This window comes from Ruegeria sp. BHSA191 (genome assembly GCF_059613325.1).
The window spans coordinates 65,152-80,345 of sequence record NZ_JBXWSH010000010.1 but is presented as its reverse complement, the minus strand read 5'-3'; the positions used below and the strand labels follow the sequence as shown (position 1 = coordinate 80,345).

The 15,194-nt window shown below is 61.3% G+C and carries 12 protein-coding genes, 1 tRNA gene and 2 pseudogenes; 7 read left to right on the top strand and 8 right to left on the bottom strand.

Going from position 1 to position 15,194, the window contains the following annotated elements; genetic code table 11:
• Window positions 1-10: 10 nt before the first annotated feature.
• The 4 genes from AC2FNS_RS11670 to AC2FNS_RS11655 are packed head-to-tail and all read right to left on the bottom strand — an operon-like array spanning window position 11 to window position 4,753.
• On the bottom strand, window positions 11-643 hold the full coding sequence (locus tag AC2FNS_RS11670) for a DUF3726 domain-containing protein (RefSeq protein WP_496712715.1): 633 nt from the start codon (window positions 641-643) through the stop codon (window positions 11-13).
• Window positions 640-2,277: a hypothetical protein gene (locus AC2FNS_RS11665; RefSeq protein ID WP_496712717.1), complete on the bottom strand. Its 1,638-nt coding sequence runs from the start codon at window positions 2,275-2,277 to the stop codon at window positions 640-642. Before AC2FNS_RS11665 ends, AC2FNS_RS11670 begins: the two co-directional genes overlap by 4 nt.
• Before the next feature lie 44 nt (window positions 2,278-2,321).
• Entirely contained in the window at window positions 2,322-3,302 is a 981-nt protein-coding gene (locus AC2FNS_RS11660; RefSeq protein ID WP_496687286.1) for a membrane dipeptidase, read from the bottom strand.
• Window positions 3,302-4,753, bottom strand: coding sequence for an aldehyde dehydrogenase family protein (locus AC2FNS_RS11655; protein WP_496712713.1), 1,452 nt, complete (start codon window positions 4,751-4,753; stop codon window positions 3,302-3,304). Before AC2FNS_RS11655 ends, AC2FNS_RS11660 begins: the two co-directional genes overlap by 1 nt.
• Window positions 4,754-4,772: 19 nt before the next feature.
• Here AC2FNS_RS11655 and AC2FNS_RS11650 point away from each other — a divergent pair.
• Window positions 4,773-4,958: pseudogene (locus tag AC2FNS_RS11650) on the top strand (LysR family transcriptional regulator); the annotation flags it as partial.
• A 267-nt stretch (window positions 4,959-5,225) separates the two neighbouring features.
• Here AC2FNS_RS11650 and AC2FNS_RS11645 read toward each other — a convergent pair.
• Window positions 5,226-5,426, bottom strand: coding sequence for a hypothetical protein (locus AC2FNS_RS11645; protein ID WP_496678527.1), 201 nt, complete (start codon window positions 5,424-5,426; stop codon window positions 5,226-5,228).
• Window positions 5,427-5,491: 65 nt separating this feature from the next.
• Between AC2FNS_RS11645 and AC2FNS_RS11640 the strand changes: the two genes are divergently transcribed.
• Together AC2FNS_RS11640 and AC2FNS_RS11635 are read left to right on the top strand one after the other, a co-directional pair.
• Window positions 5,492-5,716 carry a hypothetical protein gene (locus tag AC2FNS_RS11640; RefSeq protein WP_496687290.1) on the top strand — a complete coding sequence of 75 codons (225 nt, stop codon included), beginning with the start codon at window positions 5,492-5,494 and terminating at the stop codon, window positions 5,714-5,716.
• 304 nt (window positions 5,717-6,020) lie between these two features.
• A pseudogene (locus AC2FNS_RS11635) lies at window positions 6,021-6,203 on the top strand (DUF6538 domain-containing protein); the annotation flags it as partial.
• Between the two features lie 475 nt (window positions 6,204-6,678).
• Here AC2FNS_RS11635 and AC2FNS_RS11630 read toward each other — a convergent pair.
• On the bottom strand, window positions 6,679-8,394 hold the full coding sequence (locus tag AC2FNS_RS11630; RefSeq protein WP_496712711.1) for a type I restriction-modification system subunit M: 1,716 nt from the start codon (window positions 8,392-8,394) through the stop codon (window positions 6,679-6,681).
• A 231-nt stretch (window positions 8,395-8,625) separates the two neighbouring features.
• Window positions 8,626-8,700: transfer RNA gene (locus tag AC2FNS_RS11625), tRNA-Gln, on the bottom strand.
• Window positions 8,701-8,900: 200 nt separating this feature from the next.
• Here AC2FNS_RS11625 and AC2FNS_RS11620 point away from each other — a divergent pair.
• Window positions 8,901-9,530 carry an alpha/beta fold hydrolase gene (locus AC2FNS_RS11620; protein WP_496797656.1) on the top strand — a complete coding sequence of 210 codons (630 nt, stop codon included), beginning with the start codon at window positions 8,901-8,903 and terminating at the stop codon, window positions 9,528-9,530.
• Between the two features lie 441 nt (window positions 9,531-9,971).
• Here AC2FNS_RS11620 and AC2FNS_RS11615 read toward each other — a convergent pair whose 3' ends face one another.
• Complete coding sequence (locus AC2FNS_RS11615) at window positions 9,972-10,460, bottom strand: SH3 domain-containing protein (RefSeq protein ID WP_496687414.1); 489 nt, start codon at window positions 10,458-10,460, stop codon at window positions 9,972-9,974.
• 165 nt (window positions 10,461-10,625) lie between these two features.
• Between AC2FNS_RS11615 and AC2FNS_RS11610 the strand changes: the two genes are divergently transcribed.
• The 3 genes from AC2FNS_RS11610 (at window position 10,626) to AC2FNS_RS11600 (ending at window position 14,986) form a co-directional block, all read left to right on the top strand.
• Window positions 10,626-11,612, top strand: a complete 987-nt coding sequence (locus AC2FNS_RS11610; protein WP_496678522.1) for a 2-hydroxyacid dehydrogenase — start codon at window positions 10,626-10,628, stop codon at window positions 11,610-11,612.
• A 93-nt stretch (window positions 11,613-11,705) separates the two neighbouring features.
• A complete protein-coding gene (gene ggt, locus AC2FNS_RS11605) occupies window positions 11,706-13,496 on the top strand; it encodes a gamma-glutamyltransferase (RefSeq protein ID WP_496712708.1) in 1,791 nt (596 codons plus the stop codon).
• A gap of 92 nt (window positions 13,497-13,588) precedes the next feature.
• A complete protein-coding gene (locus AC2FNS_RS11600; protein WP_496712707.1) occupies window positions 13,589-14,986 on the top strand; it encodes an FAD-binding oxidoreductase in 1,398 nt (465 codons plus the stop codon).
• Window positions 14,987-15,194 lie beyond the last annotated feature (208 nt).

Genomic DNA, 15,194 nt, shown 5'->3' with positions numbered 1-15,194 from the left:
AAACCTCGGTTTAATCATTGTCGGACAGTCCGGCACCCGCGCCCTTGAGGCGCGACTCCTCGGTGGCCGGCGCATAAGTACGATGGGCAAAGGCCAACAGTGCCGCCCAATCATTCGCGTCGGGATCTGCGCGCAGACGGTGGCTGTATGGCTGATCAATCGTTCCTCCGATACAGATACTGGCCCCAACAGACGAACTCGGAGGCGCACCGCTCGACGACAAAAGCTCGCCGTCTGTACACAAGACCAAATCGCCAAGGACAACCTCTACGGGCTTTTCGAACTCACGGGCCAGAAGAGCGGCAAAGGGTGCCAAAAACACCGGTACAGCCACAGCCCCAAGCCGGATGTCTTTGCCGCCAAGTTCGTGGGCGCGATCTGAAATTGCCGCACCTGTCGCCAGAGGGCACAAAATGCCGCCCCTCGCGGTCCAGGGCTCGCTGCCGGTTTGAGGCAACCACCCAGCGATGTTTTGCCCGTCGATCCGCTCAAGTAGTTCAGTGAGTGCTCTGCAACCGTCAAGATCGCGCGAGCAAAGCCAGCGAGTTGCCTTCCCGGCTTCCTCCGCCAGCCCCCAGGGATAGCCCGCGCCGCGTGCCGCCCTCTTTGCGGTAGCCTCGATCTCATTCAATGACAGGTTCATACCGAGAACTCCGGAAAGACCCAGTCATCAGCATTGGTCGGCGCCAGTTCCTCGGGATACGGCGCGCCCGCGTACATGCAAATGCGCACCCAGCGGTCCGAACGCGGGTCGAAATGCGTTGCTCCGAAAAACGAAAGCTTCGCCCGCAGCATGTCGATCGGCATGACATCTGCTGCGATCGTGTTGTCGTGGATCTCGCCATAGGGCGCGATGCGGCTGATCTGGGCGCGGCGGACGGTGTGGCGATGCTCGGGTTGGTTCAGCAGGAACTCGGCAATCGGCGCATCATCACCCCAGTCTTGCAGCGCGGCGAAGGCCATGGTGGCATCTCGGGCCGGGGCCAGGGGCTGTTCGTAATCCGATACTGGTTCTTCAAAGCGCTCGCCCAGGCGCGGTTCCAGTTTTTCCTCGGACACATACCAGGCTCGGGCGCAATTCTGCGAGTTCTGCCAATCCAGTTTCAGCGCCCAGCCGAATGAAGTCTCCAAAAGCCGCCGGACCTCGCCAATCGGCATTGCGCCATCAATGCGGAACGCGGCCGCGTTGCTGTCCGCCATGCAATGCGCCAGGCCATCAACCAACTGGCCGTACGGTTCTAGAATGAGAGAGGCGACAAGCTCCTGCCCCTCCTCGCTCAACGCGCTTTCGGACCAAAGGACTAGACGGTTCCACGGCTCGGGACCGTCGAGGTTGCTGCCGTCCAGGAAATCGCGCAGGCGGTCGAGGTCGCTCCGCAGATCAGAGAGTTTCGCAATCTGAAACGGATGCTCAGACCTCCACTGCGCTACAGAGATCTCTGTTCGCGCTAGTCTGTCCAGAAAGACGGCAATTTCTTCGGATGTAGCTGTGTCAATTGACCTTACGCGAGAGATCGCCTCTTCGCGGGCCATGATCCAGTTGTTGAACAGGATTGGGTGATTGACGATGAAGGGCGCCATTCCCAGTCCAGTTGAATTCCCGATTCCGAGCCGCCGGGCGATTGCTGGATCAAGATCGGCTGCTCGGTCCCCGCCTTTTGCCCGTGCCATATGCTGGACGAGGTCCCGCACGAAGATTCTGGTCAGATAGACCGACAACATCTCGGCCTGGAACGGCACCTGCATCTCGGGGCGGTCGGCGATCGCCTCGCGGTCGGCCGCGCCGAATTTGCCGGATCCGTACACGGCTGTCGTCCGCATCAGGTAGCCGACATCGTCGATCATCCCCGCGTCGGGCTGCCGTCCGGCCGCCAGGGCGTCGACGACATGCCGCCAGAGCCGGACGGAGCGGTTGGCGCGCGACAGCGACAGCTCCCTCTCGGACACGCGGCCGGCCTCTTGCAGGGGAACATTCCGCGCGAGCCGGTCGATATCCTGCGGTGTGGGAACGCCGTCGAACAAGGCGAAGGTGGCGTCCCAGGCCTCGGCGATGACCCGGTCGGACCGCAACTCGTCCGGAAGGTCATGGGCGAAGGACACCAGCGAATAGCTGCGCGTCGGGCCCGTCGCGGTATACACCGCCCGCCCGACGCCTTTTGGGTCGATATCGAAAACGGGGCGGGTGAACGTCCAGCCCTCGCCGGCCAGCCGGCGGGTGAGGATGCGCATGAAGCTCAGACGGCACTGATGAAGAGACCCCAGCCGCCTGAGCGTCATGACCCGGGCCGGGTCCCGCCGCGCGATATGGGGCGCCGTACGGGTCACGACGCCGGGCCGGGGCCGAAACTCTCGGCGAAGAAGCGGTACCAGTTCCACCCCATGATCCCTGCGACCTCGGCGTCGCTCATGCCGACCTCGCGCAGCCCGGCCTCGATAGTCCCGAAATCGCGGTTGTCCCGAAACCAGTCGGGCATCTCCGGGAAACCCGGATTGGACGCGGACCCTTCGCCGTAGTCGATCTGCTTCGTCCAGCGCCCCGTCCGCATCCACTCGACCACGCTGTCGGGCTGATCCTGGCAAAGGTCGGAACCGATCCCGAGGTGATCGGTGCCGAACCTGTCAGCCGTGCGCGCGATCATCTCGCAGAAACTTCGCAGCGTGCAGCCGGATTTGTCGCGCAGGTGATGGGGATAGAGCGAAAAGCCCAGCATGCCCCCGTTCTGCGTCACCGCACTGATGACATCGTCTTTTTTGTTTCTGAGTGCGGGCGACCACGCGTGGGGGTTGGCGTGGGTAATGGCGATCGGGCGGTCCGAGATCTCGGCGGCCTCGATCGTGGAGCGGTCGGCCGAATGGCTCATGTCCACGACTAGGCCGACGCGGTTCATCTCGCGGATCACCTGCCGTCCCATGCGGGTGATGCCGGTATCCTCGGCCTCGTAGCATCCGGTCGCCAGCAAGGACTGGTTGTTGTAGGTCAGCTGCATGAAGCGCGCGCCCAGCGTGTGAACGATCTCGACCAGCCCGATGTCGTCCTCGATCGGGCTGGGGTTTTGAAACCCGAAGAAGATCGCCGTCCGCCCGGTCTCGCGCGCGGTGTCTATGTCGCCGGCCCACCGCCCCTTCATGATCAAGTCGGGATGGGTTTCGAACCACCGGTTCCAGGTCTCGAAGTTCAGAACGGTTTCGCGGAAAGTCTCGTGATAGGCGATGGTGACGTGCACCGCATCGACGCCGCCTTCCCGCATCTGCCGGAAGATCTTCTCGGACCAGTTGGCGTATTGAAGACCGTCGATCCGCATCAGCTCGGACTACCTGCGCTGATGTAGGCGGTTTTGACCGTCGTGTAGAACTCTGCCGCAGCCCGTCCCTGTTCCCTTGGACCATAGGAACTGTCGCCGCGTCCCCCGAATGGCACATGATAGTCAGTTCCCGCCGTCGGAAGATTGACCGTAACGACGCCGGTCCGGGCATTTCGCCGGAAATGGGTAGCACGGGCGAGATCGCGAGTGACAATCCCGGATGTCAGCCCAAAATTCGTGTCGTTAACTGTCGCCAATGCCTCTTCATAGCTGTCGACCCGGATCACCGCGGTCAGCGGCGCAAACATCTCTTCCCGATTGATGCGCATAGTATTGTTTGTATTTAGAAAAACACCAGGTGACATATAGTAACCGTCGTGGGGCATATCGAGCCGTTCTCCTCCGCAGGCGAGTTCAGCCCCCTCGGATTTCCCGAGCTCGACATAAGCAAGGTTCTCCCCTAGTTGCTGGGCGCTAACGACTGGGCCCATCCGGGTGCCGTCCTCGAGTGCGTGGCCAACCTTCATGGCCTTTGCACCGGCCACGAGCTTTTCGACGAAAGCGTCGTGAACAGAAGAATGCACAATCAGCCGGGAGGATGCCGTGCACTTCTGACCCGTCCCGCCGAACGCGCCGCCCAACGCGACCGATACAGCGAGATCAAGGTCTCCGTCGTCCATGACGGCGAGAGCGTTTTTCGAGCCCATCTCCATCTGGACCTTGGTGAGGTTTTGAATAGCCGCTGCGGCAATCCCCCTGCCGACCGGAACGGACCCGGTAAACGAAATCGCATTCACTATCGGGCTTTCGACGAGTCGTTGCCCTACTGCACGTCCCGATCCCATCAACAGTGAAAAAAGACCTTTAGGTATGTCCTGTTTTGCGATGATTTCGCTTAGAGCGACCGCTGAAGCCGGCGTGGCATTGGCGGGTTTCCAGATAACCGCGTTTCCATAGCAAAGCGCCGGCGCGATCTTCCAGGAAGCGGTCGCGGTCGGGAAGTTCCAGGGTGAGATAACGGCGACAACGCCGACCGGTTCTCGACGCACGTCGATTTCAACTCCCGCTCGAACGCTATCTGCGTTCTCGCCGATCTGGCGCAGGCACTCGGCGGCATAGTAAGTGAAGAACTGACCGGCGCGGTACACCTCGCCTTTGCCCTCCGCCAGTGGCTTGCCTTCTTCACGACTCAAAAGCGTGCCGAGTTCATCAGACCGGGCCATGAGTTCGTTGCCAATGTCCATCAGAACAGCTTGTCTGCGCTCAATCCCGACAGCGGCCCACTCCCTTTGTGCGGTCCGGGCCTGATCGAGAGCAGCGTCTATCTGATCGGGACTCGCTTGCGCGAATAAGCCGACCAGATCGCTTAGATCGGATGGGTTGCGGTTTTCGACTTCGCTCTCACCCGCAACCCACTTCCCTGCAATGAAATTTTTCTTTGCGTATGACATGCCCCGGCCCAGATGATTGATGGGCAAACATGGACCTTGCACGCCATATCAGTCAAACTTAATCTTCAGGAAGTTTGAAGCTGTGATCAAGATCGAAATGCTCCTTTGCATTGGAGCGGTGGCTCAGGCCGGTAACCTTGCCGACGCGGCCATTCGACTGGGGCGAAAGCAATCCGCCTTTTCGAAGACCCTGAAGCACTTGGAAGAACACCTTGGCCAGCCGCTTTTTGAAAGCGAGAGGAAAAACCGTCTGTCTCCGCTTGGGCACGAAGTCTTTCGCTCGCTCAGCAGCAGTTGCGTCAATTCGACGATACCATTGACGCCATTGAATCTGCCGCACAGGCACCTCCCCGCGGAAGAGGTTGAAAGGCTGATCGCCGATCTGATCAGAGCGAGATTGGAGAGACACGATGTTGCGACGCGTCTTATCCGGTATCTATCTGCATCAGAGGTTGGCGCCACATCTGCCAAACTACATGAGGTGCAAAAGACACAGGACTGTCTGGCGTTGGTCGAGCGGGCAGATATCGCGCCAGGCGATATCGTCGTTCGTATGCACGTCGAAGACATCTCGAAGCTGGTTTAGTGCGATCCGGAAAAGATCGACCCGGATCAGCTCATCATCCAAGGCCCATTCCGGATGCGCAGAAGGGGCGTTGAGCTGAAACTGCATCTTGGAGATGCGCCGACTGAGATTGATAGAATGCTCGTGCGAACATCGGAAATGCACAGCGATGGATGGCGATGATCCTCGACGGCAAATCCTTTGCAGAGATTGCGGATGCGGAAGGGACTTCAAAGCGGCGGATCCAAGACGTGGTTGATCTGGCACTGCTCGCACCAGTTGTCTTGGAGGCGATTGCTGCGTGTGAGCAGCCAGATGGTCTGACCTCTGATTACCTGATCAAGTCCGGCGTTCCCGCGATATGGTCGGAACAGCGCGAAACCTTCGCGAAGCTGTAAGTCAAAACCTCGCAAAAACTACCAAACTCGTACCGCCGGAATGGCGAACAGAGACTGCGGCGATAAATCGACCGGATGTGTGCTCTGCTTGGGGTCTCGTTTTGAAATTGGCCAAACTAACAGGCTGAAGCTCAGGCACTTAATTGAGTGCAGGTTGCAGACGGCCATTTTTAGAGAAATGTGGCTGGGGTGGTAGGAGCGAAAGCGGGCCTAAATTCAACTCATTGTTCTTGAAGAGTCTTATTGAAGAACAATAGGTTGTGTGCCAAATACCTGTACCATCGACCTGTACCATCGGCATCATATGGCTGGCAGTTTCCACTATCTGAAGAAGCGCGGACACACTTGGTATTTCCAGCGAGCAGTCCCGAAAGACCGACGCACGAAACTCGGCAAGGAGCAGATTGTCGAGACGCTTGGCACACGTGACGTTTCCGTTGCGATGTCGCGCCGGACGGAACGAGCGGCGCACTGGGAGGCAGTCTTCGCGCGGCTCAGGGGGACCCTCCGACCTTCGGAGGATGTGTCCCCTCGCGTGGTGTACAACGAAACGGTCGAGTATCTCAGGCAATCCAATGCTGAACCGACTCTCGCCAACTCCAACTACGCACCAGGCGACGAACCGATTACAGAGATAGACACCCTGCAAGATCGCTTGCTCGAAGAGGCCGGGGAAGAGTTCGGGCGAGATGAAGGTGGGCGGCCACTCGCTATGTCACCGGCACAAGAGGCCATGTGGGACGCTCTTCAGGACCACCAGAGGGAGCTGCAGGGAAAGCGAGCAAGGGCTGCCAGTCGGTATGGTCTAAGGATTTCCGAAGCAAGGGATCGCTACCTGTCACGGCTTGAGCAGGGCGGCGATCGCCAAACCATCCGCCAACACAGGACGACGCTATCTCGCTTTGCGGAGTTCCTCACCGACAAGTCGCTCCAGAGTGTCACGAAGGCCGACGTGGGGCGCTTCATGGGAGTTCTAGAAACACTGGATCCGAGTTGGGGCAAATCGCCGAAGGACAACATGCGGACGTTCGAGGAGATCCGTCCGCGTCCTCTGACAGCGGTACGATCTCTGTATCTCGGAGCGATGTGTCGGGCTGCGGCTTGCCCTTCTGCTTGCCACGGGTTCCCAAGACGATCCCACCCGCCTCATCTCGCTGAGGACGCTCCACCGTGATCTGCCGGTAGCCGAAGGCTTCGTTCTTAAGAAGGAGCGATAGAGGTTTGAGCTTCACCTGTCCTCCGTCCGGGGCAGTCGGAGCCTTCTCGCCCTTCACAACGACCTCCCTGCCGCTCTCCTTGCCGTTGGGATCGAAGATCGTGGCCAGCTCAGCCTCGACGCACTCCCCGAACAGCCGGGTCACTGTCGCGATGCCCTCTTCGCTGATCTCCTTGCGCTTGGAGCCCAGCGACTTGCGCATCTTCTGCCAAAGGTCACTGGCATCGATCAGCTGAACGATTCCCTTGCGGTGTTCCGGCTTTCGGTTCGACAGGATCCAGACGTAGGTGGCAATCCCGGTGTTGTAGAAAAGGTCGGTTGGCAAGCCGATGATCGCTTCCACAAGGTCGTTTTCCAGCACATAGCGGCGGATCTCGCTCTCGCCTGACCCTGCGCTACCGGTGAACAGAGGGGAGCCGTTCAGGACGATCCCGAAGCGTGAACCGCCATCCTTCGCAGGGCGCATCTTCGAGATGAGGTGCATCAGGAACAGGAGGGAGCCATCCGAAACTCTCGGGAGGCCGGGGCCGAAGCGACCGTTGAAGCCCTCGACCTCGTGTTCCCGCTTCACGTCCTTCTGAACCTTCTTCCATTCGACACCGAATGGCGGGTTAGAGAGCATGTAGTCGAACTTGGTGTCCGGGTGACCGTCTTCGGACAGCGTGTTACCCGCCACGATGTTCCGGACGTCCTGCCCTTTGATCAGCATGTCGGCCTTGCAGATCGCATAGGACAGGTCGTTCAGCTCCTGTCCATACATAGTGAGGCGGGCATCGGGGTTGTGTTCCGAGAGATACTCATCGGCCACTGAGAGCATCCCGCCGGTCCCCGCCGTGGGGTCGTAGATTGTCCGAACAACACCGGGCTTGGACAGAACTTCGTCGTCCTCGACAAACAGGAGATTGACCATCAGGCGGATGACCTCGCGGGGCGTGAAGTGTTCCCCTGCGGTGTCGTTGGAGGCTTCGGCGAACTTGCGGATCAGTTCCTCGAAGACGAGGCCCATCTGCATGTTGGTCACTCGACCGGGATGCAGGTCGAAGCCCGCGAACTTCTCTGTGACCAGGTAGAGTAGCTTGTTCTTGGTGAGCCGGTCGATCTGTTCAGCGAAGGCGAAGCGGTCGAAGATGTCCCTCACCTCGGGAGAAAAGCTCTCGACATAGGACAACAGGTTCGGCCCGATGTTGTCTTGGTCGCCAATGAGACGGCGCATGTCGAGCGGTGAAGCGTTGTAGAAAGCGGCACCGGAGGCGCGACGCATGAATGGATCGGCATTCAGACCCGCCTTGGACTTCTCATCCTTCTCTCGAAGCACTGCTTCTTTGGTCGGCTCTAGTACGCAGTCGAGACGACGTAGGACCGTGAAAGGTAGGATGACGCGTCCGTACTCGGACTGCCTGTAGTCTCCGCGCAGAAGATCAGCGACAGACCAAATGAGCGACGAAAGCTGGGATTGCGACATGCTCGACACCGTCCAAACGAAAGAGATTCAATGCTTTTTTGCAATCTTAGGATGGGTTCGATGCAAGCTCAAGCGATGGAACCGCTCCAAGAATAGGGACAGGCCTTGAATCGCCGTGGGTCGCCAGTTTCAGAAGCTCTGAACCTGAAGCATAGAGTTGTACCATTGGCCTGTACCATCTCAGGCCTCAGCGCGCCCGTAAATTATTGATTTATAGGGAAAATATTGGAATGGCTGGGGTGGTAGGATTCGAACCTACGATACACGGTACCAAAAACCGCTGCCTTACCACTTGGCTACACCCCAACGGTGAGCGGCTACTTACGATTGTTGTTGGCGGGGTTCAAGGGCTTTCGAAGAAAAAATTCGGGCGAATAAAAATTTTTTTGCACCCTCCTCATCAGGTGTGCAGCACTGCTGCACTAACCCTGTTTTCGGCTTGGCGGTTTGGAAAGCTCGGGCTCGATCCTGAACGCCATCAATGTCCGAATGGGGCAGTGTATCATATGGGTTTCAAGTACGCGCAGGGTTGGATCAATGGCGGCGAGATCGCGGCGGGGGTGTTGAAGATTTGCTCCAAAGACGGGCTGCGTTTCGTGACATTCATGCTGTCGCCCTGCCGTCGGCATGCCAGCCTGGGGAAGGCAAAGGGAAGGATCCAAATGAAGGTGCTGGGCACGCCGGACCACAGGTTCAGTGACCTGCCGGACTGCGGCTTTGTACCCAACTACCTGATGGTGGATGACACCGAAGGCAGAGAATTGCGGGTCCACTATCTGGACGAAGGGCCGAAGGCTGCGTATCCGGTACCAATGATGCACGGAGAACCATCCTGGTCGTACCTGTATCGTCACATGATCCGGCCCGTCGCCGCAGCCGGACTCCGGGTCATCACGCCCGATCGTGCAGGCTTTGGAAAATCGGACAAACCTGTCGAGCGGACCGATTTTACCTATGCGCGCCACGTGTTTCGGTTGAGGCGGGTGTTGCGTCGCCTCGATCTGCGTGACACCACCCCGTTTCGTCAGGACTGGGGCGGGCTGATCGGGCAGCGACTGTGGGCCGAAATACCGGATCGGTTCGCGCGGATCATGGTCGCGAACGCGGCGCTGCTCACAGGCGACCAGCCTCTGTAGCGCGGCGTTCGCCGCGTAGCGCCGGTTCAGCCAGGAAACGCCTGAGTTTCGCGCCGGGCGAAACGTCCATGGCGGAGCGGTGTCCACGCTGTCCGAGGTCGAGGTCTCCGACTATGACGCGCCGTTCCCGGATGATGGCCACAAGGCGGGAGCGCATAAGTTTCCCGTGCCGGTGCCAGACCGGCCGGACGACCGGGAATCCGAGTCGAATCGCAAGGCCATGGCCGTCATCCGAAACTTACTGACGCCGGTCCTGACGGACTTTGGCGCCGAAGACCGGATATGGCCGGCGCGGACCGCGTGTTTCAGGAACTCTGTCCGAGTGCCGCAGGACAGCCGCATCTACGTCAGCCCAAAGCCGGGCATCCTCTGCAGGAGGATGTACCCGAAGCGCTTGTTAAAACCTTATTGGGTTTTGTCCGGCGCACGTCCTGATCCCGGTTATTCGCGGATTTCGTTCGGGTCCACGCCCCATAGGTTGCTTTTGGGCGCCCAGCCGCCATAGCCGCCGGCCGAAATGCGACACCAGTCAATATTGCAACTGCCTAGGCGGGCCACCACGCCGGATTCGAATTGCGCATTGATCAGTGCGCCCGGATCGGGGCTGGCGCGCACCGGCAGCATGTCGGCTTCGACCAGGACGGTGCGAACGCCTGACAGCAGGGCATAATGCACCCAGCCTCCGGCGCCGTCGCGGTCTTGAACTTTACGCCAGTTGCCGTATTCGGCCACCACCTGCAGCGGCATGCCGCGCCTTTTGAACACCCAGTCGATCCGGTGGGTCAGCGACGGGCCGCGGCGCACGTTGGCCTCGGCGGCCTTCATCGAGACATAGCGTGGAATCGGTAGGTTGGTGACCTGGCCGCGGACCTGCTCCGCATGGGCGGAAGAAACGCCGAGACCACTGAACAGCGCCGTCACAATGCCCAGAAGCGGGCGTTTCCGCCGGAAAAAAGCGCTCACTGCCTGCTCTTACGCCTGTCGATCGTGATTCAAAAAGGTGGGGATGATGCCCCAGGGGTTCTTGTGCCCCAACTGATCCTGCGCCACGATGCCATGGCGCGCGTCGGATTGCAAAGCAGTAGGAGGGCTGAGGTGCCGAGAGAACGTCTGAGTGTTGTTGTAACGCGACGGTTGCCCGAAGTGGTGGAAACACGGCTGAGCGAGCTGTTCGATGTCAGGCTGCGGGACGATGACACGCCCATGACGCGCGACGAACTGGCGGCCGCCGTGAAAGAGGCCGACGTGCTGGTCCCGACGATCACCGACTCGATCGATGCGGGGCTTTTGGGCCAGGCCGGCGAGCGGCTGCGCTTGATTGCGAATTACGGCGCCGGGGTTGACCACATCGACGTCGCCACCGCCAGGCAGCGCGGCATTTTGGTGTCCAACACCCCCGGGGTGCTGACCGACGATACGGCCGACATGACCATGGCGCTGATTCTGGCGGTGACACGCCGCATCCCCGAGGGGCTTTCGATCATGCAGAAAGGCGACTGGGCCGGCTGGGCGCCGACCGCCTTGCTGGGCGGCCGCATCGGTGGGCGGCGTCTGGGGATTCTGGGCATGGGCCGTATCGGGCAAGCCGTCGCGCGCCGTGCCGCGGCATTCGGCATGCAGATCCATTACCACAACCGTCGTCGCCTGCGCCCAGAGATCGAACAGGAGTTGCAGGCCACCTATTGGGAAAGCCTGGACCAGATGGTGGCGCGGATGGACGTGATCTCGATCAACTGCCCTTCGACCCCGTCCACCTTTCACCTGATGAATGCGCGGCGGTTGAAGCTGATGAAACCCAGCGCGGTGATCGTGAACACGTCGCGTGGCGAGGTTCTGGATGAAAATGCGCTGACCCGGATGATCCGCGCGGGCGAGATCGCGGGCGCCGGTCTGGATGTCTATGAACACGGAACCGACGTGAACCCCCGCCTGCGTCAGCTGCCGAACGTCGTGTTGCTGCCGCATATGGGGTCGGCCACGCTGGAAGGGCGGATCGAGATGGGCGAAAAGGTCATCATCAACATCAAGACCTTTGAAGACGGGCATCGCCCGCCCGATCAGGTCGTGCCCGCGATGTTGTGAGTTTGCTCCCGGCCAGTCATCGCGCGGCCGGGATTTTTTTTGGGGCCCGCTAGGCGCGGCCCACAGCAAAATTTTTTTCGGGAGGACTTCAGGATGCGTGTTTTGTTTTCTGGATTGACGCTTGCGGCGCTGGCTTTGGCCGGCCCTTCGATCTCACAGGAAGCCGCCGATGCCGTGGCCCCCGAGGCCGCCTCGGAAGGTCAGGTTCTGGCGCTGACCGAACAGGCCCTGGCCGCGCTCGAGGCCAAGGCGGCCGGTCGGCCGGTTTCGGCGCAGAACTGGATGGTGGCCGCAGCCAATCCGCTGGCGGTCGAGGCGGGTGCCAGGGTGCTGCGCAACGGAGGCTCGGCGGCCGATGCCATGATTGCAGTACAGGTGGTGCTGGGCTTGGTCGAGCCGCAATCGTCAGGCCTGGGCGGCGGAGCATTCCTGGTCTGGTACGATGCGGCAAAGCAGTCTTTGACCACGCTTGACGGGCGGGAAACCGCGCCGCGCGCTGCCACGCCGACCTTGTTTCAGGACGAAAATGGCGAACCGCTGAAGTTCTTCGATGCCGTTGTGGGCGGCCTGTCGGTCGGCACGCCCGGTACGCCTGCTTTGCTGGAGGACGCGCACCGGCGCTGGGGGCGCACGCCGTGGCCCGGCCTGTTCGAGGATGGCATCCGCCTGGCCGAGGAAGGCTTCGTGGTCTCGCCCCGGCTGGCCAGTCTGGTGGCCGCCGATGCCGAGCGTCTGTCGCGGTTCCCGGCCACGGCCGAGTATTTCCTGCCGGGCGGAACGCCCATTCAGCAAGGCCAGCGGCTGACCAACCCCGACTATGCCCGGACCCTGCGCATTCTGGCACGCGAGGGGTCCGCCGGTTTCTATGGCGGCGAGATCGCGGCGGATATCGTCAGCACCGTCCGAAACGCACCGGGCAACCCGGGCGTCCTGTCGGGGGTGGATCTGGCGCTGTATCAGGTGCTCGAACGCGAACCGGTCTGCGCCGAATATCGCGCCTATGAGGTCTGCGGGATGGGGCCGCCGTCCTCGGGTGCGCTGACGGTGGGGCAGATCCTGGGCCTTTTGAACGGGTTCGATCTGGCGGCGCTGGGTCCTGATAGCGCCGAGGCCTGGCGGCTGATCGGCGACGCCTCGCGCCTGGCCTTCGCGGATCGAGGCCGGTACATGGCCGACAGCGACTTTGTTCCCATGCCCACGCAGGGGTTGGTCGATCCGGACTATCTGTCGGGGCGCGCCGCATTGCTGAACGGCCCCGCGGCCCTGACCGAGGTGGCTCCGGGAATGCCCGAATTCGATCACGCCCTGAACTGGGCCGACGATGTTTCGATCGAACTGCCCTCGACCTCGCATATTTCCATCGTCGATGCCGCTGGCAACGTTCTGTCGATGACGACGACCATCGAGAACGGGTTCGGCTCGCGCCTGATGACCAACGGGTTCCTGCTGAACAACGAACTGACCGATTTTTCGTTCCGCACCCACAAGGACGGCGTACCAATCGCCAACCGGCTGGAGCCGGGCAAGCGCCCCCGGTCGTCGATGAGCCCGACCATCGTCCTGCAGGACGGTGCGCCGGTTCTGGCGATCGGATCGCCCGGCGGCAGCCGCATCATCGGCTATGTCGCCAAGTCCATCATTGCCTGGGCCGACTGGGGCATGGACGCGCAGCAGGCGGTCGCCCTGCCGCATCTGGTCAACCGCTTCGGCACCTATGACGTGGAGGCCGGGACCGAGGCCGAGGGGCTTGCCGATGCGCTGGCCGGGCTGGGGTTCGAGGTGAACGCGCGCGATCTGACATCGGGTCTGCACGCAATCGAGATCCGCGACGGGTTGCGCGGTGGCGCGGACCCCCGGCGCGAGGGGATCGCACTGGGCGAGTGATCACGTCGCAGGGGCCGGGGATTGCCTGCCGCGCGCGGGCAATCTAGTCATTGAAACGCTTTGCGCAGAGTGGATCAGAAAAGGGGGATGCCATGGGCCGTGCAGCCACATTGGAGAGAAACGCGGCGGGGATCGAGACCGCAATCGGCATTCTCAAGCAGCGTTTCGGCGACCGTTTGCAAACCGGCGCCTCGGTGCGCGAACAGCACGGGCACACCACGACCTGGATCGAGAACCAGAGCCCGGATGCGGTGATCTTTGCCGCCTCCACCGAAGAAGTGGCCGAAATCGTTGAAACTTGCGCCGCGCACAAGGTGCCGGTCATTCCGTTCGGAACGGGCACGTCGCTGGAAGGGCATGTGAACGCGCCGGCGGGCGGAGTCTGCATTGATCTGGGCCAGATGAACCGGATTCTGGCCGTGAACGAGGGCGATCTGGACTGCATCGTCCAGCCCGGTGTCACGCGTGAACAGTTGAACACCCACCTGCGTGACAAGGGGCTGTTCTTTCCAATCGACCCCGGCGCGAATGCCTCGCTGGGTGGCATGGCCGCAACGCGGGCATCCGGCACCAACGCGGTGCGCTACGGGACGATGAAGGACAATGTCCTGAGCCTGGAAGCCGTCATGCCCGACGGCCGGATCATCCGCACCGGCCACCGCGCAAAAAAAACCTCGGCCGGGTATGATCTGACCCGGCTGCTGATCGGCGCCGAAGGCACGTTGGGGGTGATCACCCAGTTGACCTTGCGCCTGCATGGCATCCCCGAGGCGATCAGCTCGGCACGGTGTTCCTTTCCGTCCGTCGATGCGGCCTGCCAGGCGGTGATGGCCACCATCCAATACGGTGTGCCGGTGGCGCGGATCGAACTTCTGGACCAGCTGTCCGTCAGGGCCGCCAATGCCTATTCCGGCCTCGATCTGCCCGAGACGCCGCTGCTGCTGCTCGAGTTCCACGGCTCAGACGCGAGCGCCGCCGAACAGGCCGAGACTTTCGGCGACATCGCCGACGAATTCGGTGGGACCGGGTTCGCGGCAACCGCAACCGTGGAAGAGCGCAACAAGCTGTGGCAGGCGCGGCACGACATGTACTGGGCCTCGTTGCAGCTGCGGCCGGGCGCGCGCGGGATATCGACCGATGTCTGCGTGCCGATTTCGCGCCTGGCGGAATGCGTGACCGCGGCGCAGGACAAGGCGGCAGAGCTTGGCCTGTTGGCGCCCGTCGTGGGCCACGTCGGCGACGGCAATTTCCACACGCTGCTGCTGATCGACATGGACAACCCGGACGAGGTCGCCAAGGCCGAGGACTTCGTCGGCTGGCTGAACGATCTGGCCATCTCGATGGAGGGAACCTGCACGGGCGAACACGGGATCGGGCAGGGCAAGAAGCCTTACCTGACGCGGGAACTCGGGCCGGCCGTCGATTACATGCGGGCGATCAAGGCCGCGCTGGATCCGCACAACATCATGAACCCGGGCAAGATCGTCTGATCTGAACCGGATGGTCGGTCTTGGCAAAGGCAGTCGGGAACAGGTGAAAGAGGCGCGGCGCTTCATCCGCCGTTGGGTCCCCGAACCACCCGTTTTGCCGAGCATTCTCCCCCGCTGAGGGCGCGCAGGTCGGTTTTGTACCGTTTTGCGTCGGATGGACTTGGCGGTTTGCCATGCGCTTGGGCATAAACCTTGCCAAACAGACTCA